This is a genomic window from Candidatus Sulfuricurvum sp. RIFRC-1, assembly GCF_000310245.1.
Classification (GTDB): domain Bacteria; phylum Campylobacterota; class Campylobacteria; order Campylobacterales; family Sulfurimonadaceae; genus Sulfuricurvum.
Genome location: NC_020505.1, coordinates 1,194,357 through 1,219,234, shown reverse-complemented (window position 1 = coordinate 1,219,234; position 24,878 = coordinate 1,194,357). Strand labels below are relative to the sequence as shown.

21 protein-coding genes are annotated in these 24,878 nt (G+C 39.0%); 14 read left to right on the top strand and 7 right to left on the bottom strand.

Annotated elements, in window-relative coordinates:
• Positions 1-2 precede the first annotated feature (2 nt).
• On the bottom strand, positions 3-1,832 hold the full coding sequence (locus B649_RS06115) for an ATP-binding protein (RefSeq protein ID WP_015653643.1): 1,830 nt from the start codon (positions 1,830-1,832) through the stop codon (positions 3-5).
• 169 nt (positions 1,833-2,001) lie between these two features.
• On the opposite strand from B649_RS06115, the gene B649_RS12195 reads away from it, so the two are divergent.
• Entirely contained in the window at positions 2,002-2,898 is an 897-nt protein-coding gene (locus tag B649_RS12195) for a restriction endonuclease (RefSeq protein WP_015653642.1), read from the top strand.
• Positions 2,899-3,094: 196 nt separating this feature from the next.
• On the opposite strand, the gene B649_RS06105 is transcribed toward B649_RS12195, so the two are convergent.
• From B649_RS06105 to B649_RS06080, 6 genes are all read right to left on the bottom strand, one after another.
• Positions 3,095-4,792 (bottom strand): hypothetical protein, encoded by a 1,698-nt coding sequence (locus B649_RS06105; RefSeq protein ID WP_015653641.1) that lies wholly within the window; start codon positions 4,790-4,792, stop codon positions 3,095-3,097.
• A 216-nt stretch (positions 4,793-5,008) separates the two neighbouring features.
• Positions 5,009-6,577, bottom strand: a complete 1,569-nt coding sequence (locus B649_RS06100; RefSeq protein ID WP_015653640.1) for an EAL domain-containing protein — start codon at positions 6,575-6,577, stop codon at positions 5,009-5,011.
• Between the two features lie 16 nt (positions 6,578-6,593).
• Positions 6,594-7,088 carry a hypothetical protein gene (locus B649_RS06095; RefSeq protein WP_291750824.1) on the bottom strand — a complete coding sequence of 165 codons (495 nt, stop codon included), beginning with the start codon at positions 7,086-7,088 and terminating at the stop codon, positions 6,594-6,596.
• A 14-nt stretch (positions 7,089-7,102) separates the two neighbouring features.
• Positions 7,103-8,161, bottom strand: coding sequence for a substrate-binding domain-containing protein (locus B649_RS06090; protein WP_015653638.1), 1,059 nt, complete (start codon positions 8,159-8,161; stop codon positions 7,103-7,105).
• 129 nt (positions 8,162-8,290) lie between these two features.
• Positions 8,291-10,573: a sensor domain-containing diguanylate cyclase gene (locus tag B649_RS06085; RefSeq protein WP_015653637.1), complete on the bottom strand. Its 2,283-nt coding sequence runs from the start codon at positions 10,571-10,573 to the stop codon at positions 8,291-8,293.
• Between the two features lie 78 nt (positions 10,574-10,651).
• Positions 10,652-11,905, bottom strand: coding sequence for a diguanylate cyclase (locus B649_RS06080; RefSeq protein WP_015653636.1), 1,254 nt, complete (start codon positions 11,903-11,905; stop codon positions 10,652-10,654).
• Between the two features lie 142 nt (positions 11,906-12,047).
• Here B649_RS06080 and B649_RS06075 point away from each other — a divergent pair, with 142 nt between their 5' ends.
• The 13 genes from B649_RS06075 to lptC are packed head-to-tail and all read left to right on the top strand — an operon-like array spanning position 12,048 to position 24,875.
• Entirely contained in the window at positions 12,048-13,316 is a 1,269-nt protein-coding gene (locus B649_RS06075) for a citrate synthase (protein ID WP_015653635.1), read from the top strand.
• A gap of 46 nt (positions 13,317-13,362) precedes the next feature.
• The gene (locus tag B649_RS06070) at positions 13,363-13,794 is read left to right on the top strand and encodes a CoA-binding protein (protein WP_015653634.1); all 432 of its coding nucleotides are present in this window, start codon (positions 13,363-13,365) and stop codon (positions 13,792-13,794) included.
• 9 nt (positions 13,795-13,803) lie between these two features.
• Positions 13,804-15,015 (top strand): threonine ammonia-lyase, encoded by a 1,212-nt coding sequence (gene ilvA / locus B649_RS06065; protein WP_015653633.1) that lies wholly within the window; start codon positions 13,804-13,806, stop codon positions 15,013-15,015.
• Between the two features lie 14 nt (positions 15,016-15,029).
• Positions 15,030-17,156, top strand: a complete 2,127-nt coding sequence (locus B649_RS06060; RefSeq protein ID WP_015653632.1) for a hypothetical protein — start codon at positions 15,030-15,032, stop codon at positions 17,154-17,156.
• Positions 17,153-18,034 (top strand): hypothetical protein, encoded by an 882-nt coding sequence (locus B649_RS06055; protein ID WP_015653631.1) that lies wholly within the window; start codon positions 17,153-17,155, stop codon positions 18,032-18,034. Before B649_RS06060 ends, B649_RS06055 begins: the two co-directional genes overlap by 4 nt.
• Positions 18,035-18,091: 57 nt before the next feature.
• Positions 18,092-18,946: an NAD(+)/NADH kinase gene (locus B649_RS06050; protein WP_015653630.1), complete on the top strand. Its 855-nt coding sequence runs from the start codon at positions 18,092-18,094 to the stop codon at positions 18,944-18,946.
• A 3-nt stretch (positions 18,947-18,949) separates the two neighbouring features.
• Entirely contained in the window at positions 18,950-20,491 is a 1,542-nt protein-coding gene (locus B649_RS06045; RefSeq protein ID WP_015653629.1) for an AAA family ATPase, read from the top strand.
• Entirely contained in the window at positions 20,488-21,264 is a 777-nt protein-coding gene (locus B649_RS06040) for a TatD family hydrolase (RefSeq protein ID WP_015653628.1), read from the top strand. The genes B649_RS06045 and B649_RS06040 overlap by 4 nt, the downstream gene beginning before the upstream one ends.
• A 15-nt stretch (positions 21,265-21,279) precedes the next feature.
• Complete coding sequence (locus B649_RS06035) at positions 21,280-22,500, top strand: lytic transglycosylase domain-containing protein (RefSeq protein ID WP_015653627.1); 1,221 nt, start codon at positions 21,280-21,282, stop codon at positions 22,498-22,500.
• A complete protein-coding gene (locus tag B649_RS06030) occupies positions 22,493-23,299 on the top strand; it encodes a septal ring lytic transglycosylase RlpA family protein (RefSeq protein ID WP_015653626.1) in 807 nt (268 codons plus the stop codon). Before B649_RS06035 ends, B649_RS06030 begins: the two co-directional genes overlap by 8 nt.
• Before the next feature lie 5 nt (positions 23,300-23,304).
• Positions 23,305-23,877, top strand: a complete 573-nt coding sequence (gene hisB, locus B649_RS06025; RefSeq protein WP_015653625.1) for an imidazoleglycerol-phosphate dehydratase HisB — start codon at positions 23,305-23,307, stop codon at positions 23,875-23,877.
• Complete coding sequence (locus tag B649_RS06020; RefSeq protein WP_015653624.1) at positions 23,874-24,365, top strand: HAD hydrolase family protein; 492 nt, start codon at positions 23,874-23,876, stop codon at positions 24,363-24,365. The genes hisB and B649_RS06020 overlap by 4 nt, the downstream gene beginning before the upstream one ends.
• Positions 24,366-24,875, top strand: coding sequence for an LPS export ABC transporter periplasmic protein LptC (gene lptC, locus B649_RS06015; RefSeq protein ID WP_015653623.1), 510 nt, complete (start codon positions 24,366-24,368; stop codon positions 24,873-24,875).
• Positions 24,876-24,878 lie beyond the last annotated feature (3 nt).

The window sequence follows — 24,878 nt, the reverse complement described above, 5'->3', positions numbered from 1 at the left end:
TATTATCTTAATGCCAGACTGGCATTTGCAAACTGTTGTGTCCAAAAAGCATGCTTTTTACCATTAGAATAACTAGGAATTTGACTTCGTAAAAAATCAATTTCTCTTTTTGCCTTTGCGATATGACTCAAGAGAGCTTGTTGTTTTGTTTCTGATGTTATTCGAATTAACGCATTTTTAGGTATCACATGAAGTTTCAAACGTTCATTCTCTGGACTGGTAAAACACTCATAATCATGTAAAGAAAATAATTCTTTGAATTCTGCTTTATCAAGGACAATAAATCCTTCTTTATATGCCTTTTCTCCTTTTGGTATAACTTGATCTTCAATAATCATGAGATAACCACCATCAATTAAAAAATTATGAATTAGCCGCATTTCGTCATTCCATTTATCTGGATGAATTTCATGAAAAACATTAGTCATCAAGACAATATGACACGAACTTTTATTCATATTATCTCGTAAATCTGTCTCACTAAAAAAATGTCTTTTCTTGCTATCATGATAAACAATATTTATATTGTCTTCACAGATTTCACGATCTTCATCATCAATATTGTAAGCAAAATATTCTAGACAACTTTGTGTATCAATACCCTTTTCTTTGTCCAACTCAAATAATGTTGTGACAAGTCGCCCTTTACCTGCACCAAAGTCTAATAAAGAAAGAGGACGATGCCTCGATAAATACTCATAAATTTGTTGAACTTGACGATCATTTTTGTCCGTCATTACAGAGTCTGGCGCTTGTAGACATTCATATGCATATTGAATAGTTGCTAATTGAGCAGGAAGTGATAAAAAATCAGTCAATTCATTAATTTTTTCTTCATCTCCTATCAATCCTTGCAAAACTTTTTCAGGAATTTTTCCTGCATAAGAAACTGATCCATTATCCATGTACCAGATACTCAATGGATCAACATGAGCTAAGAGACTGACAGAATGTGTAGCGATCCAAACTTGTCCATTTTTTAGAACAGATCTTATTTTATCTATCGTGTCCAAAAGGATATTAGGATGTAGTGAATTTTCAGGTTCATCTATAAATAAAATAATATTTTCAAGTTTTGTTTCAAGAGAATAAAGAGCGATACATAATTGCAAAAGTATTTTTTGTCCATCTGACAAATTCGTTTGCCCCAATGGAAAGCCATATAATGTTGCTTGTCCATTTACACGTTTTAACTCAGTATTTAAAAAATCTCTAATATATTGTTGTAGTCTTTCATAATCAAATTCAATCTTATCTTTTTCTAAAGAGTTTTTCTCAGAAAAAGGATGCTTTGAATCCCACCATTGATTTTGAATAACCTGTATTTTAGACAGTACCGCTTTATGCCAATTAGAACTATTAAGATCATCCATTTCAGAAGAGTATTTGTCCCTATCTTCGCCCGTCAGTGTATGTGGGTCAATCAGTTCTAAAGATTGAGCTTGAAAATTTAAAAAAAAATATTTTTCTTCTGCTTCAATATCAGTATGAATCAAACTAAAATTTAATTTCCTTACATCATCTTCAATTTTTTCTTGCAAGTATTGAACTCTTTTTTTTCCTTTTATATTTTTCTCATTATCTTCAGAATTCAAGCTTCCTTCAGTCAAATTCAAACTACTTTTTAGGTACTCAATATTATCAATTAGTTTTTCCTTTTCGAGTACCGATGGTTTTATTTCGAGTGTTGAAGATATTAATTTTAGTAATCGGCTTTTTCCTACCCCATTTTGACCAGCAATGACTACAAGTTCACCTAATCGATACATTTTTATAGAATCAAGTCCAAGATTTTGTTCATTAGCAGGAATTATTACATCAGTTATTTTCATTATTTACCTTATAAACTTTAATTGACAAAAGTATATCAAGTATATAATATTTAGTAACTAATAATATTTTTTAGTATATAAAAAATCATCCTTTTATTAAACACAATATACCTATTTCAGCTACATATCAATACAATCTCCACATACTCAATTAAAAAAAAAGAATAATATGCAAAAAAGTATCCTCTACAAACGAAAATTATATTTAGCAGTGACAATTTATATTATTGCATTAGTAGCAATTTATTTATTTTATGGATTCGTATTATCTATTTATTTTGCACTAACAGTAGTATTGTTGGCATATTTCATAAATATCATTGTTAATTTTGCAGAGTTAAAGTTTGACGAAAAAGATCAATCGATACAGCAAAAAGAAGAAGAAAAAAATCAACTAGCGCGTGTTCATAAAAATGAAATAGAAGCAGTTATGAGCTTCTTAGAAAAAGAACGTCAAAAAATCCATGAAATAAAAACTGATGCAATTAATGAGGTTCAAATATCTACAAATAAAGAAATAGAAAAGATTAGACTTGAGGCAGAAGAACGGATTACAATACTGCAAGAGTCTGAACAATCCAAGCTCCAAGAGATCGAGCAAAAATACAAAGATCAGATTATCGAACTGGAAAAAGCGCAATCATCTAAAAATGGATGGATACCAAAAGAAGAGTGGCTAAAACTCCAAAAAGAAAAAGAAGAAAAAGGACGCTTGTACGAGCTTAGAGTTGGAGAACATTTTGAACGCGATGGTTATGAAGTTGAATACAGAGGAATTAGCTTGGGCAAAAGAGATGGAGGGATTGATCTAATCGCTAGAAAAGAAGCAGAAATTATCTTGATCCAATGCAAAAATTGGAAAGGCAACATAAAAATAAAACAAGCTGATATCCGAAAGTTTTACGGTGACTGTTCAAAATATATTGAGGATAATTTACTATCACGTGATGAGGTTCAATATAGATATATAATACCTTCAAGAGGTTTACTTGATTATCAAGCTGAACGATTCTTTATAGAGAATCATACACGGATTCGATATGTTTTAATTGAGGCACAAAATTAATAAGAATGACAAAAATGGCGGTTAGCATAGCGTTTCAGTCACAATACCCCTTGAAAGCCCGTAAACATGGGAGTAAAAAGCACTCGGCTTACGTTGTACCTATCTTCGATTTACTACTTTTACTGCTCAGTGCTGCACAAATTTACAATTAAAAGTGAAGATTGAACATCTGGCTCCTACCGCGATTATTTATTTTTTACTCTTTTTCATTTTTAGCTAATCCAGAAAGAATTGCAACTAAAATTAAACTTAGTATCCACCCTAATAAATTTTCAATCCACACCATAAAGCGGATAGTATGATTGAACGTAGTGAAAGGGATTAAGTCAGTTATATTACCTGAAGGAGTAGGAATATAAACCCCCCAATCTTTCTCCATTTGTAAATCTACAACGGGAAGAATTATATCAAGTGAATACCATATAGGTTGAAATGTTGTATACTCACCAGGTGATGCATAATACCAATTATTTGAAGAATTAAAATCTGATGGGGATGAAACCCATGGCGTTCCATGAATATCAACTTTACAACTACGATTATTATCTATATAAAGTAGTGGATTACTTGGTGCAAAAATAGCTACTTTTGCTGCATACCAATATATTAATCCAAAAATAAGCCATATGCTCATCATGACTAATAAGGTTCTCATAGGACGGTAACCATATTTTGATGTGATACCATATAGGAGTTTGAAAAAATAAGATAATTGATAATATAAATAAGACTTTATAAAAAAAAGACGACATTTAATGAGATAAGACAAGTTACTTTTCTCATTCTTAGTATTTATCTGGAGATTTTTTATTCGGGCTTTTTTTAATGATTGTTTTTTATCATGGAAAGCAATCATTAAATAGTCTGCCTCTTCGTCATGCCCCATATCGCGTAATACTTTTACCAATTGTTTCCATGGTTGAAGATTTAGTGTCTCTTCATCAGGAATTTTATTTAACCAGTTAATTCTGAATTTAGCGTCAGTGGGTCCATAAATATGATTATATTTAAAACCATCAAGGTAGACATGCTTTATAGTATCCTGATCCCAAAAGTTCTTTTCGACTTTTTCTATTTTTGTTTCGATATTTGAATCACTTTCATCAATTTGTAAATTATCATCTTCAACTTCAACAAGTGAGTCAATGTATGAACCAGATAGATTAATATTTCCTTCAACAATTGTTGTATAGTCGAAATATATAGAACCCGCTATATACATACTATGTAATGACAAAGCGCATTCATTAGGGTTTTTGAATGTACCTTTATGACACTTCATATCCGAATCAATTCTTGCTCCATTAAAAGATATTTTTCCAATACTAGTAAACCCTTTGTTCAAATACACACTACCATGAATTACTACACGGTTGCAGTGCATACAGGCGGTTTCCTTAGCATCTTTTTGAAATTTCCCATTTTTACAGACTAAGCTTCCATTAATTTCAGCTGCAATAAGTCGAATATCTTTTTTTGATTCAAATCCCTCACGAAACATGACACTACTACGGATGTGAGCTCTATCCCCACGTAGTCCTTCTATTAGAAGACAGCCTTCCAAATCTAACGTTTTTATATCAGCATCAATTAGAATTATTTTATTATCAAATACTGATTTTATAAAATGAAATGGATAATTAATGGTTGTTCCATTTAAATCAAGTTCACCAGTAACCCATGCACCTGAAAATCTAAGACCTTTTGGGTCAATATTGAATTGATTTTTCTTGTTTACTGCCAAACAACGTAAAAATTCTGCTCGTACCACATTATTATCTGTTTTCTCTAAAGGACGATTAGAATTAATTTTAGCCGTTTCTCCTTTTCTACAACTATCTAAAACTATTTGTTCGGCAAAAGTTAATGGCATAAGTTCACTAAGTATTTTCATATTTTTATATCCAGTTTTTTTAATAAATTCTATAAATATCGCTTTTTCTCATTCCCACTTTTCAAGTGGGAATGCATATCACTTGTAGACTTATACATTCCCACTCAGGAGAGTGGGAGCGAGTGAAGCGCTCTTTGGGGTGTTCGCATTTTGATTCACACCCGATTTGGAAAAAACAAACGAGTGTGATGATTAGTGGTTGCACAATCGTATTTTTCATGACTCATTAATGATTAAAAAAACTTCTTTCATTTTATCTGCCGGTATCGGTTTGGAATACAAATAACCCTGAATGTTTTCACATCCGTTTTGTACCAAAAACTCTTTTTGTTCAAGAGTTTCAACCCCTTCGGCGATAATTTCCAAATTCAAACTTTGTGCCAGTGCTACAATCGCTTTTGCGATAGCGGCATCTTCTTCATTGTTCGGCAGTCCGCTGATAAAGGATTGGTCTATTTTGAGTTTATTGATAGGCAGTTTTTTGAGGTAGGAGAGGGAAGAATATCCTGTTCCAAAATCATCAACCGCTATTTTTACCCCTGTAGCACTGAGCTGTTTTAAAATATCGATCGCTTCATCTGGGTTGGTCATGATTTGATCTTCTGTCACTTCAAGCTCAAGACACTCTACCTTGCATCCTGTTTCCGTAATAAGATTCTTAAAATAATCGATGAAATCTTTTTGTTGAAGCTGTTTGATGGTGAGATTCATCGCTAAAATCCCAGGGTTCAATCCCTCTTTGTACCATTGAGCCATTTGGGTCATGGCACTTTTCATTACAAATCGATCCAGTTCGACAATCAGCCCCGTTGATTCGGCAATCGGGATAAAAGCGGCAGGAGAAACGAGGCCGATTGATGGGCTTTGCCATCGTACCAAAGCTTCCATCCCTACGAGAGTATTGGTTTTGCCATTTATTTGCGGTTGATAATAAACAATAAACTCCTCATTTTTGAGTGCAGTCCGCAAACTTGTATCCATAACAACGCGTTCAAGTGCTCTGGCTGTCATTTCAGAACTGTAGTAGCGAATGTTGTTTCTACCCTCATTTTTAGCGGCATACATCGCTGCATCGGCATATTTTAGGAGATCTTGAGCCGTATCGCCGTTATCAGGAAAGAGGCTGACACCGATACTGCATCCTACATAAAGTTCGTGATGTTCAACAATAATCGGTTCGGATAGAATTTTGAGAATTTTGTCGGCAAGCAAAGGAGCTTCTTCTACTTGTTCCTTCCCTTCGACAATCACCGTAAACTCATCACCGCCAAATCGCGCAAGGGCCTCTTTGTTGTGAATAGTTGTATTCAGCCTTTGTGTCACAATCCGTAAAACTTTATCACCCGCTTCATGTCCAAGCGAATCATTGATCTCTTTAAAATGGTCGAGATCAACAAAGAGAAGTGCCATTTGAGTATTATTGTCTTTAGATTTATCGATTAGATGTTCAAGCCGTTCAGTAAACAAAATTCTATTTGCCAGACCTGTAAGGGCATCATGTGTAGCCTGATATTGGAGGGCATTTTTTTGTTCTCTGAGTTTATTATGCTGTTCAAGAAGGGCTATCTTCGAGGCTCTTATCGACGTAATCATGGTGTTCATTGTGGATGAGAGGGCAAAAATTTCTTGTGAATCATACTCTGGAAACAATTCTATAGGGATACCGTCTTTATCACTGTTGCTGATAACATCGATAATATCCGATATCGGTTTTAAAATGAAAAAATGTATGGCGATGAAAAGAGATAAAATCAAAAGTAAAGAGATCGCTGCGGTATTGATCAACGCTTCTGTAATAATATTATTCAGTTTTTCGTTTCATTTCATTATCAGAGATAAAAATACTGATTGAGCCTAGTTTTTCACCTGAAGCAGCCGTGATCTCATATTTATTCGAGTAATAGCACGTTTCTAGCTGCTGGCGTTGTTTATCGCTTTTAGCGTTAAAATCGATAAGCGTACCATCATCATCCCGAATTTTTCCACTGGTATAGGCACCCCGGCCTAAAATTTTCCCCATTTTGTAATCTTCAACAACAATGGCAAATATATTTTTAGGTTCCATTTCATTGTATACGAGATGGTCATATTCATTAACCGCATAAGCTTCTATCAGGTTGGAAACGTTTTTTCGAAGAGAAGATACCGTGATATTTGAACTTTGTTTCATCTCTTCTATCATTGTATTTTTGGTTGCCAAATAGGTGTAACTCGAATGTATAGACATGATTAAGCTAACGGTGGAGATGATGATAATCCCCAGTGTGACCATCATGGATTGTTTGTTAGAACTCATATTTACGCTTTTCATTAATTTTTGCTCTCAATACCTAAAACATTTCTTTGGATAACGCTGAACAGCTCGTGGACATTTTCACGAGAAACTGCCAGTACAGGAAGCTGTTGATTTTTTGGAACTATTTGCCCTTTGAGATGCATATCCATGCTAAGTACAGCTTTTTCTCCCATCAAATAAGGCTGCTGCATCGCAGATGCTACAAGGACACCTTTGGAAATGAGATCTATAAATTCAGGTTCTGCATCAAAGGTGAGTAAGAGAATTTTCTCTTTTTTCCCTGAATGGGCTATAGCATCCAACGCACCCTGATACCGATCTGAACCCTGAAGCCAAATTGCACGGAGGTTGGGATGGTTTGCCATCAATTCTTTTGAATAGTTATACGTCTCTTGATAGGAAAAAGTTGATTGCTGTTTAATATCTGCACTTTTGATATGCGCCTCATCCATCGCCTGCATAAAACCGGCAGTTCTCGCTTGACCGTTCAGCCTTTTTTGAGGGATTGCGATAATACCGACTCTTCCATCGCTCCAATCACGCTGGAGCATTTGCTTGGCTAGAATATTCCCGATTTGGTAGGCACCTTGTTTGTTATCGGAAGAAATATAGGAGACATAATCACCCCCGTCTGTTCCGATATCAGAGATAACGACAGGGATATTTGAACTGGATGCCAATTTTAGAATGGTAGTGCACGCAGATGAAGTGGTAGGTGAAACAATAATTCCAGATACATTTTCGCGAATCGCTTTTGCAACAAACTCCAGTTCGCGTTTCGGACTATTTTCAGCACTGTAGATCTCAAGTTTATACCCGAGTGTATCGGCACTTTTTTGTACACCGCGTCCCATGATGGACCAAAAAGGGATTCTGGTATCGGAAACGATGTACGCTAATTTTTTTTCTACCGGAGGTTTAGTGAGCACTAATGGTGAATTTTCCGAGGAAAAAAGGGGTGTTTTGACTGCATCGTTTTCTTGCGTTACAGTGTAACCGAAGAAGAGGACAAGCGTGAGGAATGAGAGTAAAAAAAGGAGCAATACAATAACTCTAGGGGTAAGCTTGTCCATACAATACCTTTTTGCACATCTATTAAATTGTAGTACAACGTACCTTACTTTACCTAATCCGGCAGTAATTTTTACCTTCTTTTCCACGCGCAAGAGGAGTCCGGTCTTTAATATTCACTTTTTTACCGATCATTCTAAAGTAAGTATTGCCTGATCCTGTTTAGAATCAAAAACATGGTAACGGTTTTTACCCGATTGCTTAGCTACATACATTGCCTGATCTGCCTGACGGATTAGCTGATCCCCGTTCACTTCATCATCTTGCGGAAAAAAAGTTACTCCAATACTGGCAGAGACTTGAATCACTAAATCACCCAGATGAATGGGTTGGCTTGCTGCTTCGAGAAGCCTTCCAATAATCGGCAATGCGGCTGACATATCATCTAAATCCACGAGAATAGCGACAAACTCATCTCCGCCTAATCGTGAGAGGGTATCTCCCTCTCGTAATGATTGTTTCATCCGCGCTGAAAGAGCTATAAGCAATTGATCTCCGACAGGATGTCCATAGTTATCGTTTACCGCTTTAAACCCATCAAGATCAAGATAGAGCACAGCCAATTGCTTTCCTCGTCGTAGGGTTTGAATCATTCCTTGGTACAGACGGTCCGATTCCAAAATTCGATTAGGCAAACCTGTGAGTGCATCATAATGGGCTAAGTATTCGAGTCGCTGTGAATGTTCCATTAATTTGGTTTGCAGATTTTTTTCTTTGGTAATATCATAGAACCATCCCAATACACATGATATTCCTTCAAATTCTATCGGCATATAAGAAGCCAATACCCAAATGGTTTCATTGTTGACAGATAGTTCTACCAATTGGTTATAAATGATTTCATTGTTTTTGATTTGAGAGACGATTTCATGATATTTTTCTTGATCAGCATAATAATTTTTTGGATTTTTCCCTAAAACGTCAGAAACATCAGCCTGAATGAGACGGGCATACGCTTCATTGGCGAAAATAACTTCTTGACCTTCATTTTTTGCTATTCGGACAGCAATCGGACTCATTTTTAGTAAATACTTGAGGGTATTTTCACTGTTTTCTAAACGAATTTGGTAATGCATTTGCTGCGTAATATCCTGAACAGTACCTAACGAGTATAGAGGCTGTCCGTCTGAATCAAATTTGGTTTCACATTGTTCACTCACATATTTAATTTTTCCATCGCGCATTAGAAGTCTATGGATAATTTCGTATTTTTCTTTTGTTGTTAGAGATCGTTCATAGGCATTTGCAACTTTCTCACGGTCATCAGGATGTATAACATTCAAAAATGCATCGTAGGTAGGGTTAAAGGTCGCTTTATCAAGTTCAAAAATATTAAAAATTTCATCGGACCATTCCAACGTATTACTGGATATGTCAAAATGCCAATTGCCAAGATGAGCAATTTTTTCGGCTTGTCTTAGGTTATTTAACAGATTTTTAGTTTCTTCTTCACTTCTTTTACGCTCGGTAATATCTTCAATAATTGCAATTCCGCCTTCGATAGAACCATTGGCATCACGCAAAGGTGCATAGAACAGGATTAGCCAGAGCAGTGTATTGCTGAGTGTTGTTAGATATTCTCCTTCATAGGATCCGTCTTTTCCCTCAATGGCTTCACTTAATGCGGGTAATATGCGCTGATCTTTCAACGTGTTCATATCAAGACCGATAAGACTCTCTTTCGGCGCTTTTAAAAGCTGAGCGAAGTGGTCATTGCAGTAGGTAATTACAAGCTCTCTATTATAATGAAGTATGCCGGCGGGTGTATGTTGGAGAATAAGACGATAACGTTCCTCACTGAGCTTTGCTTCTTGTTCGCTTGCTATGGCTTTTTGTTGCAAAACAAAGCTTTGGCTCATACTCGTATTAATAGAACGGGCAAGAAAAACCAGAAAACCAAAATAAAGCAGCAGTGCAATTCCTATATTGGAAGATAGCCTGCTTTGATCTAGAAGTAAACAAATCGTGATGGGCAACAATGTTAAAAGAGAAAAACCAATATTGCTGGGAAGATCAGAAGCATTTGAAAGGGTATTTCCTGCTGTCAAACCGGCAATAATTATAAGCAAGAAAATTAAATGATCAAAATCACTTGAAGAAAAGAGTAAAGCACCAATCGAGCCCCAAATAATAGCGGATACAAGTGTAGCGATACGTAAATTTATCAGACGTTGTCGGGTAATTACAGCATTCGTTTCGGGAGTGTTCTGATATGCGGTAATAATGGCTATACGTATAAGTGATATAAGGAAGAGGAAAATAAACCAAATTATGACCATTTGAGAATTATCAATATTTCGTTCAGCATACATCAATACCAATCCCAATAAAAGACTGGAAACGACACCTATCTTACTGCTTTCGAACAAGAGTTTCAAATGTTCACTTTGTATTTGAAGATTAATGATTTTCATGGAGTACCCCGACTTTTACAAATCATGTAAGTATTGCCTAAAGATATGGTTTGATTATAACATATATTTATATGTCAATCACCCGACTCGATAACAATTTCTCCCTTCTTCTTTTGCCCGATAGAGAGCATCATCGGAACGTTTAAAAAGACCCAGCGGTGTATCATTACCTGATTGCATTGCAATTCCGGCACTGATATGAACCGGTTGTGAAAGGTTAAAATCATATTCGGATACTTTTTGCAAGAGTCTTGAAACCAATTGTTTCGCATCTTCGATATTTTGTTTATGAGTCAAAATAGCAAACTCTTCACCGCCGATGCGGTAGAATTGATCCTCTTCCCGCAGATTGGAACGGATCAGTGATGTTAAACTTTTAAGGATATCATCTCCAATTTGGTGTCCATACGTATCATTAATCGTTTTGAAATAGTCTATATCAAAGATTATCAATGTTAATGAAGGGTTTCCGATACGAGCAATCAGATCCGTATCGAAGCTTCGTCGATTATAGATGTTGGTCAATCCATCAAGTTCAGCGAGAATCGAAAGGGTTTTATTTTTTTCCTCAATAATTTGTTGCTTATGATCAAGCCGTCGCATAAAATAGAGCACAATAGTGAAAAGACTCAGTAAAAATAGAGTCAATATTCCCATAATCAAATAAAAAATTCGGTTTGCTTCTGATAGTTCATCATCAAAAGGCATTTTCAACGAAATCATGGCCCGAATATTTCCCACTCTCTCTCCGAATCCCGCCATATTTCCATATTGTTCAATCAATTCAATCGGAGCCTTATCGGGGGTAGAGTGGCATTTCATGCATGAATCTTTGCTCGGGTCTATGGGCATGGCATAATAGATATAGTTATGATTATTTTCATGAAGAATCGAGCTGTATTCTTTAACGCTGGGGTTGGAACGAAAATATTGGAGTAATTTATGTTCGTCAGGAGAAGCTTGATTGAGTGAATTTCGAGGATTGTCTGTCGCTAATTTGTAGTAGATTCGGGTAATGTTATGTTCGTCTCTAAGTGTATTGAGCTGTTGATGAACCCCATGCGCTATATAGGTGAAGGATAAGACTTTTGGATCGAAAAACTCCTTATAGAGTTTGTTTTCTTCTTTCAGTTTATAGATAACCGGCTTTAGGTCATCTTCGAGATACCTATGCAATGCTTGTTGATTCAGTAGCAATTGATCCAATTTTTTCTTATTTTGATCTTCTGCATATTTGTGAGTGTATTCATAGAGTGCTACTCCTATAATCGCATAACCGGCGATTAGCAACAGCGAGAAAAAGATAATAAGATTCTTATTTTTTAAATCCATGATATTTCCATGTGTAAAACGGTTTTAGTTATATAGTATATCTTATATTAAATCATAATGAACACAAAGAGCGCTTAATTGCCATCTAAATGGGGTAAAAAATGCTATATTACTCAAATGAGACAGATGGAAAGGAGCTGCTATGGATACCGTTACCCTCACGGATAATCGCACGGGGAAAAGTTATGAATTCGCCGTTTTACCTTCAACACTTGGGCCGGATGTTATTGATGTTCGTAATCTCTACAAAGAGATGGGGATGTTTACCTACGATCCCGGATTTACCTCTACGGCGAGTTGCACCTCTGCGATCACCTACATCGACGGTGAGCAGGGAGAATTACGGTATCGCGGGTATGATATCAGCGATCTGGCGATGAAAAAGAGCTATTTGGATGTTGCCTATCTCTTGTTAATAGGGAAACTTCCGAATGAAAAAGAGCGGGCAGAGTTTGATATTGAGTTGCGAAAACGCTCGTTTATCCATGAGGGATTAAAGCGTCTGTTTGATGCATTTCCCGATAAAGCCCATCCGATGGCGATGATGTCTTCCGCAGTTTCGGCACTCTCTACGTTTTATTTCGAACACCTCAATGTTGATAACGACGACGAAGCGCAGATAATGGCACGACGTATCATTGCCAAAATACCGACATTAGCCGCTTTTACCCATAGACGCATGTTTGGAATACCCTATATCTATCCCGATATTGAACGTCCGTTTACCGAAAATTTTCTCTACATGATGCGTGCTTATCCGGGGGAAAATTTAGAGATACGCGATGTTGAGATCAAAGCACTCGATACCATATTTACGCTCCACGCAGATCATGAACAAAACGCTTCCACATCGACAGTACGAGCTGTGGCATCGACGGGAGCACACCCGTATGCGGCATTGTCAGCCGGAATCAATGCATTGTGGGGGAGGGCGCACGGAGGTGCGAATGAATCGGTGATCGCTCAGCTCGAATACATCGGAAACGTCGATAATGTGGATGCTTTTATCGAGCGAGCGAAAGATCCGAATGATGAGTTTAAATTGATGGGATTCGGGCATAGGGTTTATAAAAATTTTGATCCACGTGCGAAAATCCTCAAACATCTCCTTGATCAGCTTAAAGATGAACTGGGCGTTAACAATGATCTTCTGCAAATTGCCGAGAAAATCGAACAAATAGCTCTCAATGATGAGTATTTTATTAAGCGCAAACTTTACCCCAATATCGATTTTTACTCAGGTCTCATTTTAACGGCACTGAAAATTCCGAAATCGATGTTTACGATCATCTTTGTCATCGGTCGATCTGTCGGATGGATCACCCAATGGATTGAGCTGAAAAAAGACCCGGAGATGAAGATAGCCCGTCCAAGACAACGCTATATCGGAGAAGTCAAAAAAGGAATTTAGAGATTTTGGTATAATAAGAAACTTTTACCTAATTGAGGAGCTTTTAATGGAGTGTGAATTCCCGAGCGTCAATGCATCATACGAAGAGATTAAATCTATTTTATCTGATGTAAAAACCATAGCGGTTTTAGGACTCTCTCCCGATTCAAGCAAAGACAGCTACCGTGTTGCTGAATATCTCAAAAGCGTCGGATACACCATTATTCCCGTTTATCCGAAAGAAGAGATGATTTTAGGGGAAAGAGTATATCGTTCGCTTTCCGAAATCCCTTGTACGGTCGATATGGTTAATATCTTTCGTAAAGCTGATGCTCTGGATGCCATTGCCGATGTGTGTATTTTGCGCGGTGATGTAAAAGTATTTTGGGCACAAAAAGGGATCGTGAACAATGAAGCGGCAGAAAAAGCAGAACGTAACGGTATACGAGTCGTCCAAAATCATTGCTCGATGGTTGAACATCGAAATATTAACGCTTAAAGGGTATCCTTGGTTGATTTAGAAACAATATATCAAGCGCATGAGCGTATTCGCGGGACGGTCGTTGAGACACCGTTCGCGTATGCTCCGAGACTGAGTGAAGAGTGCGGGATCGAGATTTATCTCAAAAATGAGAATCTCCAAGTGACCGGAGCTTTTAAAATCCGTGGTGCTTACAATAAAATAGCCTCTTTAAGTGAGGCAGAACGCTCATGCGGTGTTATCGCTGCAAGTGCGGGTAACCATGCGCAGGGTGTTGCTATGGCTGCACAGATGTTTGAGGCTAAAGCGCTGATTGTAATGCCCGAATCGACCCCTTTGACCAAAATTAACGGAGTACGCTATTACGGTGCAGAGGTTATTTTGGCCGGAAGCAATTACGATGAAGCCTATGCCTATGCAGCGGCTTATGGACGTGAACATGGCATGGTTTTCGTCCATCCGTTTACGGATGAAGCGGTTATGGCGGGACAGGGAACTATCGCGCTTGAGATGATTGATTCGATGAATGATCTTGATGCAGTTTTGATCCCTGTCGGCGGTGGCGGTTTGATTTCCGGGATGGCTTCTGCCTTTAAAGCTCTCTCCCCTAAAACAGAAGTGATCGGTGTAAGTGCTGTGGGTGCTCCGGCTATGAGAGACTCTTTTGATGCAAAGCGAGCGATTGACAGCACTTCGGTACGAACGATTGCGGATGGTATTGCGGTTCGAGATACCTCTGAAGTGACATTAGGGCATATTTTAGAGTGCGTTGATCGCATGGTGAGTGTCGATGATGAAGAGATCGCTAATGCGATTTTATTTTTATTAGAGCGTCAGAAACTCGTTGTTGAGGGTGCAGGTGCAGTGGGTGTTGCTGCAGTTTTACACGCTCATCTGAGTGATCTTCAAGGTAAAAAGATTGGTATTGTTCTCAGCGGCGGAAATATGGATGTGACGCTTCTTTCGATCATTATCGAAAAAGGGCTTATTAAATCGGGACGTAAAATGAAACTTACCGTCACGTTGGTTGATAAACCGGGAGCATTGATGAAACTTACCGAGATGCTCCAAGGACTCAATGCCAATATCGTTCATATTGATTATGATCGTACCTCTACGACACTGGCGTATGGGGATGCCAATGTGATGATTCATTTGGAGACAAAAGGGAAAGAACACCAATCTCAGATTCGTGCATTACTCAAAGAACACCGCTATCTAAGCAGTGAAGAACACTAAAGGGATCATTAGAAATGGAAGTTTTAAAATTATTTAATATTAAAGCTCCTATTTTAATGCTTAAAGCACTTAATGATGGGAAAATAGGGGTCATAGATTCTCTAAACTCCCTTCGGATTATTGATTTAACAAACTACGCGGTTGTCGGCGGTTTTAAAAGCAGTATCGTTCATGAACGATTTATCGGTTCGCATGTCGATATGACTACCGATGGTAAGTTTTCGATTTCCATAATTCCCGGTAGCAACAATGCTGCTTTATTTAATGTTCCCGATAAAGAGCTTCTTTTTAAAGTAGGTCGGCACCAAGGGGAAATCGAGAGTGTCGGTATCGATCCGAACGGCCGTTATTGTGTAACATGCGGACAAGACGGCAAATCGTTTGCCTGGGTTCTCAAAACAGTCAGGCTGGCCTTCTCTATGCCTCCTCATTCAGATTTTGTCAGTACAGTTTCTTTTAACGATAACGGTCAATGGATTGCGACAGGGAGTTACGATCGAACGATTAATCTCCTGAATATGGCGATTATGAAGCATCCGATAAAGCTTCGAGGGCATAACAGCGCGATTGTAAAAATCATTTTCTTGCCCGCAGCAAAGCTTCTTTCTGCTGAAAAAGAGGGTGGAATTATCGTCTGGGATATGCGTAATGGCAAAGTGATCAAACGCTTGCCGAAAATGAATGATGAAGTTACATCAATGGCGATAAGTATTGATAAGCGCTTCGCGTTTGTAGGGACGAAACTGGGATATGTTGGGCTGTATGATCTGCAAATAATGGACCAAATTTCACAACGCTACATTAAAGAAAACGAATCGATCAGCACTCTTGCCTTTGTAGACACTCCGTTTCGTTTGGCGATCGGTACCGTTGAGGGGAACATCCGCATTTATTCTCTGTTTGGGAATGAAGAACAACTTTTTAAAATGCTTCGTGAAGAGCAGTATAAACTCTTTTACGATGCTCTTGATGCTAATCCGATGATTCTTTATTCTAAACCTTATGAAGCCGCTGAGCGGATATGGGCGGATGTTTTGGAAAAAGCACGTCTTTTCCTCGAAAAAAATGAACGTCAAAAAGCAAAAGAGATTCTGAGTATTTTTATCGGTATTCCGAAAAAAAATGCTTTGATTAATCAAATGCTAAGTGCGTATGAAAAGTATACGCAGTTTAAAACTTATGTGCAAGAGGGACGATTTCCTTTGGCTTACTCCATGGCAAAGCAATTTCCCGCTTTTCAAGACTCTGAACCGTATAGAAATATGGAAATACGATGGAAAAAACTCTTTTTTAAAGTTCAAGAGTTAATATTAACCCATAATGGGGATGAACAGGCTCGTCAGCTATTAGCGCCGTATCGGGGAATTTCCGAGAAAACCATATTAATACAGCAACTTTTTGATCAGCGTAAAATGTATGAATACATGAAAAAAACAATTGCTGCTCGTGATTTTGTCAAATTTTTTGAATTGATTAAGATGCATCCGTTTTTAAAAGAGTTTTCCGAATACACTACCATCATGGATTATGCTGATAAACTCTATATTCAAGCACACAAGGGATATGCTCAAGGTGATTACGTCAATGCTCGAAAATCGTGTGAAATTTTGAAATCTTTTCCTGATTATTCTGCCGAAGCACAAGAGATGTCGGATACGATTAGGGTTAAGCATCTTTTCTATGATGCGATTGCATCGAATAATCTCTCTAATGCATTTGGCTATCTCAGTTCCTATCCGTTGCTCTATGAAACTCATGAAGCACAGGTTTTGGAGCGGCAATGGAATACTTTAGTGGATAAAGCACTAAAATTTGCCTCAAAAGGGCTTGCGCAAGAGACCCTTTCGGTTTTTGAGCCTTACTTCGGTATTACCGATAAATTTACGGCTATGGCGGGTGTGGTTGCACAGGCATATTGCGTTCAGTTGGAAGATAAAATACATATGAAAGCACCGCAAGATATCGTAGAACGGGGTATCCGTCATTATGTTGGGTTGTTCGGAATCGACGAAGGAATCATGAGCGTATTTGATTATTTTAAAAATGTTTACACTTCAAAACTCGATCTTGACGTACTTAAACAAGGTTCGTTTGAGACGTGGATGCCTTCAATGCGTATTAATGATATCACAGCCCTATGATAGCAATCGATTTAGGTTCCAATACTATCCGTTTTATCGAGTTTGACGGTCAAATGTGGGGAAAAAGCTTCGAGAAGATCGTTAAAACGGCTGAAGCACTTCATGCAACTAATACGATCGGTGAAAATGCGCTGTATCGTATCAATGATGCGATTACGGAAGCTAAGAGAAAACTCGATTTCAAAAATAATGATGTGATTGCCTATACGACGGCCGCAATGAGGCTTGCTTCAAATTCAGCCATAATTCTTCAAAAAATTGCAGAAAATACTGGAATCCATTTTAGTATTATTGATAGCCAAAAAGAGGCTGAACTTACGTTAAATGCAGTACGGTATCGGATGGAAGCATTAAATATAAAACCTCAATCCTTTGTATTGGCCGATATCGGCGGAGGCTCCACCGAACTCATCCGATACACAGGCAGCGAGACTCATTCCGTGAGCTTGAATATGGGGATTGTAACCCTCTCAGAATGTGCCGGATCGACAACAGAACTGTTGGATAAAATCAATCAGTTTAAAGAGAGTATAGAAGGATCGATTGATCTTTCTTATCCTCTTCAGCTGGTACTCACGGCAGGAACCCCTACAACTATAGCCGCTTATTTGCTTGGGATGGATTATGAGAGCTATGATTCCGAAAAGGTCAATGGGTATCGCTTGCGTTTAGAAGATTGTTATCGTGTTTATGAGGATCTCTTAGCGATGGACGACTTAACACGTATCCGTTACGTCGGGGTAGGACGTGAAAATTTTATCATCGCCGGTATTTTAATGGTTACCGCTATTTATGAAGTGATGGGGTGTCATGAGGCGATTATAATCGATGACGGGTTGCGCGAGGGGATTGCACTGGAATATTACAATCAGCCATAAAATTTTGTCCTTGGTCTCAAGTTAGCTATAATAGAATACAAAAAAGAGGGGAATAGATTGAAATTAACTAATATTAAGCGTGTCGGCATGATCCTTCGCCCCTCTACCCCTGAGTTAAAGGTGATGTTTTTCGAAGCCAAACGAATTTTTGAATCGCGCGGGATAGAAGTGATTATCGACAATATCAGTGGCGGAATGATCGATGTTATGGGTCAACCGTTTGAGATGATGTGTGAAAACAGCGATTTTCTCGTTACCATCGGCGGGGATGGAACGCTTATCTCGGCTGTTCGCCGCTCGTACCGTTATCAGATCCCTGTTTTAGGGATTCATGCGGGAAAACTCGGATTTTTGGCCGATCTTGATTTCGCAGAACTCGAATCGTTTGTGGATAAGATGATCGAGGGGGAATACCGTATCGATAAACGCTCCATCTTGCAAGCAACGATTGTTACTCAAAAAGGGGTCAATGAAGTATTTGCCTTTAATGATATTGTATTAACTCGCCCCTCAATCGCGAAAATGATCCATATCGAGACGTACGTCGATGGACAAAGTTTTAACACCTATTACGGCGATGGTGTCGTTGTTTCAACTCCTACCGGTTCAACGGCGTACAACCTCTCTGCAGGAGGACCGGTTCTTTTCCCGCTGTCGCAGGTATTCGCATTGACACCGATATGCCCCCATTCGCTGACACAGCGGCCGATGGTCTTTCCCGGTCATTTTGAAATCGAAATGAAAACCCCGGATGCGAGTGCTTTGGTGATTATTGACGGTCAAGATCTGGTAAAAATCAGTCATAAAGATACCGTCAACATCAAACTTGCCAGCGGTGCAGCCCATCTGATTCACCGCAGGGAGTTCAATTATTTTGAAGTCCTCAAAGAGAAACTCGGATGGGGGAATTAATCGGTGATAGAACGATTTTATTTAAAAGAGTTTTTAACTTTTAAAGAGGCTGATTTAGAATTTCATCCTGGGCTTGTCGTATTTACCGGCCCAAGCGGAAGCGGAAAATCGATTTTGATGCGTTCCATTTTGGCCTCAGTAGGGCTGGAAAATGTCGAAGCACAGATATGTGAATCGAGCGTTTCGTGGGATATCGATGAAGAACGTTACGGGCTACAAAATGAATCTCTCAATATTTTTCGTCATGTTAAAAAAGAGAAAACACGCTATTTCATCAACAACCAAAGCACCTCGAAATCTTCGATGGAGTCAATCAGTTCTACCTATCTGCGTCATTTGAGCCTCAAAGATTACAGTGATTTTGAACCCTCGGCATTACTTAATCTTGTTGATGAGCGTGTCGGTGCAAAAATACCTAGCCATCTCATTTTATTACAATCGCATAAAGAGCATTATGGTGAGTTCAAACTGTTCTCTGATCAACTTAAAGCGATCGAAGAGAAAGAGAAAAACCTTTCAGAGCTAAAAGAATTTGCCCTTTATGAAATCGGTAAAATTGATGCGATAAAACCTCGAATCGGTGAAGATGAAGAGCTAAACCTTATCAAAAAACAGCTCTCTAAAAAAGAGAAAATAGAGGCTTCTATCACTCAGGCTCAGGCGATATTCTCGCATGAATCTCATGTGAGCAGTGCACTTGGAATGCTGGAAATTGAGAGTTCATTTTTTGATGATGCGATGAACGAGTTACGCAGCGTTTTTGAAGGGGCGCTGGAGCGTTTGGAAGAGCTTGAAGAGGTATCGATTGAATCCATTCTGGATAGAATCGAGCAAATATCGGAGCTAAAACGACGTTATGGAGGTGTGGAAGAGGCATTGGCTTATCGGAATCAAAAAGCATCTGAACTCGAATCATACGAGACGATAGAGCACTCCAAAGATGATCTTATCAAAAAGATTGCTGCTCTCAAATCATCGTTAGAATCCTCCGCACAGGAACTTTCGCGAGTGCGTCACAGTATTCTTAAAGATACTCTTAGTACTCTAAACGGTTATTTGGTGATGCTTTATCTGCGAGAGGCAACCTTGGAACTGGAATCCTCAGTACTCAGTGCTACGGGATGCGATAAAGCGGTATTAGGTTTATCCGGTACAAAACTCGATAAACTCAGTTCAGGGGAGTTTAATCGGCTTCGTCTGGCCTTGCTGGCACTCGGGGTTGAGAGTATGCAAAGCGGCGGCGGTGTTTTAATGCTTGATGAGATTGATGCAAACCTCAGCGGTGAAGAATCGATGAGTGTGGCTAAAGTATTACGTCATCTCTCAACCCACTATCAGATTTTTGTCATCTCCCATCAGCCTCAGCTCACTTCGATGGGGCAACAGCACTTTCTAATCTATAAAGATGATGAAAGCCGTGTCCGGGAACTGAATCCACTTGAGCGGATTGAAGAGATTGCCCGTATTATTAGCGGAGACAGCGTGAGTGAAGAAGCGCGCGGATTTGCAAGAGATTTATTTGAACGTACCCGAGGAACCGTATGATTATCGATACCCATGTCCATTTGGATGATGAACGCTACCGCGAGGATTTTGAAGAGATGATGGCACGCGCTCACGAAGCGGGAGTGGAAGGGTTTATCATCCCCGGAGCCCATCCCACAACACTGCCACGGGCGATAGAGCTGTGCGAAGCGTATGAGGATGTTTATTTTGCCGTTGGGGTGCATCCTTATGATATGGAGCATATGGAATCGGTTGATTTCGAAACATATGCCGCTCATCTAAAATGCGTTGCGATCGGTGAATGCGGATTGGATTATTTTAGACTTGAGGGGAGCGATGAAGAGAAATATGCCGAAAAAACCCGCCAAGATGAAGTTTTCCGCGCTCATATACGATTTGCCAAAAAGGTTAAAAAGCCGCTGATTATCCATATTCGCGACGCGAGCCATGATGCAAAAATGGTACTCCTCGAAGAGGGTGCTGGTGAAGTAGGGGGAGTTCTGCACTGCTATAACGCCGATGACGAGCTTCTTTCTCTTGCAAAAGAGGGATTTTATTTTGGTATCGGCGGAGTCGTCACCTTTCAAAATGCCAAAAAACTGGTCAACATCTTGCCCAAAATTCCACACGATAAACTTCTCATTGAGACCGATGGACCCTACCTCACACCCCACCCGCATAGAGGGAGCCGCAATGAACCCTCATATACCCGATTTGTGGCCGATAAAATGGGAGAATTATTAGAAATGAGTGTTGAATCAATCGAATCGCTGACAACCCGAAATGCTAAAAATCTCTTTGGTTTAGGTTAGAGTTATGGAGGGGATATGAAGCATCTGATAGTGTTGATATTTCTTTTCCCCCTCTCTATGTATGGAATCGGATTTGATCCGCATGATCGTGAAAAGATCGAAGTTCTAAGTCATTTTGATATCCCCGCTAATTACCTCAACGACCCCTATCTGCATGATGTGTACGCTCAGAAAAAACGCGAATGTGCATTGAATGGTTTTGTGGAATCTTCTGAAAATGCTGATATTTTTATCCCTATGCTCTCTTCTTTGATTGCCCAATCCGATTTGCCGAGCGAATTTCTATTTGTTGTTTTGGTTGAATCTCAACTAAGAGTTGAAACGACTTCATCTCGCGGAGCTGCCGGATTATGGCAGTTTATGGAGAGTACGGGAAAACTACAGGGATTACGTGTCAATAAGTTTGTTGATGAGCGTCGTGATCACATTAAATCAACCCGCGCCGCTATCGCTTATTTGAGTACATTAAAAAAAGAGTTTGGAAAATGGTATCTGGCATTGATCGCTTACAATTGCGGTGATGGAAGGCTTAGAAGAGCTATTGCAAAAGCCGGAAGCAGCGATATTCATATTTTAACCGATCCAAAACGAGGTTTTCTCCCCAATGAAAGCCGAAACTATATTCGAAAAATTGTCGCTTTGTCTTTGTTGTCAACGGATGAACTTTTCTTGTCTCAAATCCAGTATGATTCGCTTCTGACTACGAATCAAGAAAATCCTATTGCGACCGTTTATCTTCCTGAAGGTGAGAATATCGATCGGATAGCGGCTGTTTTAGAAATGCCTAAAAACAATTTGGTAAGACTTAACACCCATCTGAAAAAAGGGGTAACTCCTCCGAATGTTCAATCCTATCCAGTCTATATTCCCAAAGAAAAATTGGAAGATTTTCAACGCAAATTTAGACCAAAAGATTTTAGAGGCTATTTTGTAATGCATCGGGTTAAATCCGGGGAAACACTCGAACAACTTTCAAAGCGTTACAATGTTCCTAAAACCACTATCATGATGGAAAATATGATTGGTGAGAAAGAGGAAAAAAATCTCAATCGTCGGGTTAAAATACCGATCAATAAACCTTTTTTAAAAAATACCCGTTTTCACACGGTAAAATCGGGTGAAACCCTCGTTTCAGTCGCGCAATTGTATAATGTGACTCTTGAACAAATAAAAATTAAAAATCCGTTTCTAACCAATACATTAAAAGAGGGTGAGGAGATAAAAATTGATGATTAAAACTCTTTTGATTGTTATGCTGTTTTTATTAGGCGGATGTACTACAAAAACCGGTTCCTATTCGTATCAATCTACCAAGCCATCTCAAAAATATCCCTCAGAACAACTTGCCATGAGTTCTTCAACAATTTATAAAACGAACGGAGAACTACAAGCTACGATGCGTCCCTATACCGTTATGGGACAAGAATACTGTCCCACCGTTGTTCGTGTTGGAGATGTGTTAAGCGGACGAGCAAGCTGGTACGGAAATGATTTTCACGGCAAATCAACCAGTAATGGTGAGGGGTATGATATGTATGCCATGACGGCGGCGCATAAAACACTGCCGATGAATACTGTTGTTCGGGTAACCAACACTGAAAACAATGCTCAAACCATCGTTCGGATCAATGATCGCGGACCGTTTGTCGAGAGTCGAATTATCGATCTCTCTTATGCCGCTGCGCAACAAATCGGTGTAGATAAAAAAGGGACGGCACCGGTAACGTTAGAAGTCTTGGGTTTTGAGCCTTCCTCGTCACGAACCATCGATTTGCAGGCTATTGCAAAAGGGCCTAGAGAATCCGTCTTAAGCAATTTTTTTGTTCAAATCGGCTCGTTTGAGAGATTTGAAGGTGCAACAACGACGAAACAAAAATATTCAAATTTTCATGGCTACTCTGCAATCATCAAAGATACAGAGTATAATAACAAACGTCTATTTCGTGTGTGGCTGAGCGGATTTAAATGTGAAGCCGAGGCACGTGATTTTATCTCAAAGGGCTATTTTGAAGGCTCATTTATCATAGGGGAATAATTAGTATGATCCATAAAAAACGACAAACCAAAGAGACCGATATCGATCTATCACTTCGAATTTTAGGAGAGGGAAAAAGTACGATATCGACCAAAGTGGGCTTTTTGGATCACATGTTGGAGAGTTTTGCCAAACATGCTCAAATCGATTTGATGATTACGTGCGATGGAGATGTTCATATTGATGATCACCACAGTGTTGAGGATATCGGAATCGTTTTGGGACAAGCCCTTCGTGAAGCAATTTATCCCATCGAAAAAGTGGAACGATTCGGAAGTGCTACGATCGTCATGGATGAAGCGGCGGTTAGCTGCGACTTGGATTTGAGTAATCGTCCATTCTTGGTTTACGATGTTCCGGTATCGGGCAAAATCGGAACTTTCGATACGGAGCTTGCCGAAGAATTTTTTCGAGCGGTTACCTTTAACGCCGGTATCACAGCACATATCATTATGGTGCGCGGTAAAAACAAACATCATATTATTGAAGCAGCCTTTAAATCACTTGCCGTAGCACTTCGACGTGCATTGGCACGTAATGATCGTGCCGGTGTGCCGAGTACCAAAGGTGTTTTATGATTAAACTGTTGATTCTGGATGTTGATGGGTGTATGAGTGATGGAAAAATCATTTACACTGCTGATGGGCTAGAACTCAAAAATTTTAACGTTAAAGACGGATTCGCGATTAAAGCATGGGTCAAAATGGGGCATATGGCCGCTATTATTACCGGACGTGATTCATCTATCGTTACCAACCGAGCAAAAGAGCTGGATATCGCTTATTTGTATCAAGGGGTCAAAGACAAACGTGCTGTTGCAATCGCTATGTGCGCAGAACTCGGTATTGAGCCTCATGAAGTAGCGGTAATCGGCGATGATCTGAATGACTATAACTTACTGCAATGGGCCGGGCAAGCTTATACACCCCAAGACGGGTCTGACTATTTGAAAACCTTTGCGCATGTCTTAGAGCGCTGCGGCGGCAATGCATGTGTACGTGAAATGATCGAAAAAGTGATTCGTCGTAACGGTGAAGAAGAAAAATTTTTAGCGTTATGGATCTAAATGTCGATTAATCTTTTTTTTATTCTATTGCTGGGGCTGCTGGTCGGGATGTACAACTATTTTACCCCCAATTATACCCTTTCGAAAGAGGTGGGTGAAATCCCTAAAATAGAACTTTTTGCCTTCACTCTGTATGAAATTTCCCATAAAGGAATTGAGCATATACTCGAAGGTCAAGAAGGGAAAAAATTTGATGAACGCTATACGGTAACATCAGCAAAATTTAGCGATAATACGAAAACGTTATTTCAGACGATTAGATCGGACAATGTCGATTACCAAAGTGATGTTATCAATTTGAATGGAAATGTCCATTACGTTCGTGAAGACGGATTGGAATTTCGATCGAATGAGGGGACATACAATACAGACACCTCGCTGATTCAAACGCAGGGTGCTTTTGTGATTACCCAAAAATCCAATCGGATAGATGGTAATACATTGCATTACGATAATGAAAACGATACGGTATCAGCAGATCATGTACGTGTAAGTTACCAATTAAAATAGGAC

Coding starts and splice junctions, on each gene's coding strand:
- B649_RS06060 (WP_015653632.1), top strand. CDS start 15,030: ATGGAAGTTTTAAAATTATTTAATATTAAAGCTCCTATTTTAATGCTT.
- B649_RS06105 (WP_015653641.1), bottom strand. CDS start 4,792: ATGAAAATACTTAGTGAACTTATGCCATTAACTTTTGCCGAACAAATA.
- B649_RS06115 (WP_015653643.1), bottom strand. CDS start 1,832: ATGAAAATAACTGATGTAATAATTCCTGCTAATGAACAAAATCTTGGA.
- B649_RS06075 (WP_015653635.1), top strand. CDS start 12,048: ATGGATACCGTTACCCTCACGGATAATCGCACGGGGAAAAGTTATGAA.
- B649_RS06080 (WP_015653636.1), bottom strand. CDS start 11,905: ATGGATTTAAAAAATAAGAATCTTATTATCTTTTTCTCGCTGTTGCTA.
- B649_RS06040 (WP_015653628.1), top strand. CDS start 20,488: ATGATTATCGATACCCATGTCCATTTGGATGATGAACGCTACCGCGAG.
- B649_RS12195 (WP_015653642.1), top strand. CDS start 2,002: ATGCAAAAAAGTATCCTCTACAAACGAAAATTATATTTAGCAGTGACA.
- B649_RS06020 (WP_015653624.1), top strand. CDS start 23,874: ATGATTAAACTGTTGATTCTGGATGTTGATGGGTGTATGAGTGATGGA.
- hisB (WP_015653625.1), top strand. CDS start 23,305: ATGATCCATAAAAAACGACAAACCAAAGAGACCGATATCGATCTATCA.
- B649_RS06055 (WP_015653631.1), top strand. CDS start 17,153: ATGATAGCAATCGATTTAGGTTCCAATACTATCCGTTTTATCGAGTTT.
- B649_RS06090 (WP_015653638.1), bottom strand. CDS start 8,161: ATGGACAAGCTTACCCCTAGAGTTATTGTATTGCTCCTTTTTTTACTC.
- B649_RS06085 (WP_015653637.1), bottom strand. CDS start 10,573: ATGAAAATCATTAATCTTCAAATACAAAGTGAACATTTGAAACTCTTG.
- lptC (WP_015653623.1), top strand. CDS start 24,366: ATGTCGATTAATCTTTTTTTTATTCTATTGCTGGGGCTGCTGGTCGGG.
- B649_RS06035 (WP_015653627.1), top strand. CDS start 21,280: ATGAAGCATCTGATAGTGTTGATATTTCTTTTCCCCCTCTCTATGTAT.
- B649_RS06095 (WP_291750824.1), bottom strand. CDS start 7,088: ATGAGTTCTAACAAACAATCCATGATGGTCACACTGGGGATTATCATC.
- B649_RS06070 (WP_015653634.1), top strand. CDS start 13,363: ATGGAGTGTGAATTCCCGAGCGTCAATGCATCATACGAAGAGATTAAA.
- B649_RS06030 (WP_015653626.1), top strand. CDS start 22,493: ATGATTAAAACTCTTTTGATTGTTATGCTGTTTTTATTAGGCGGATGT.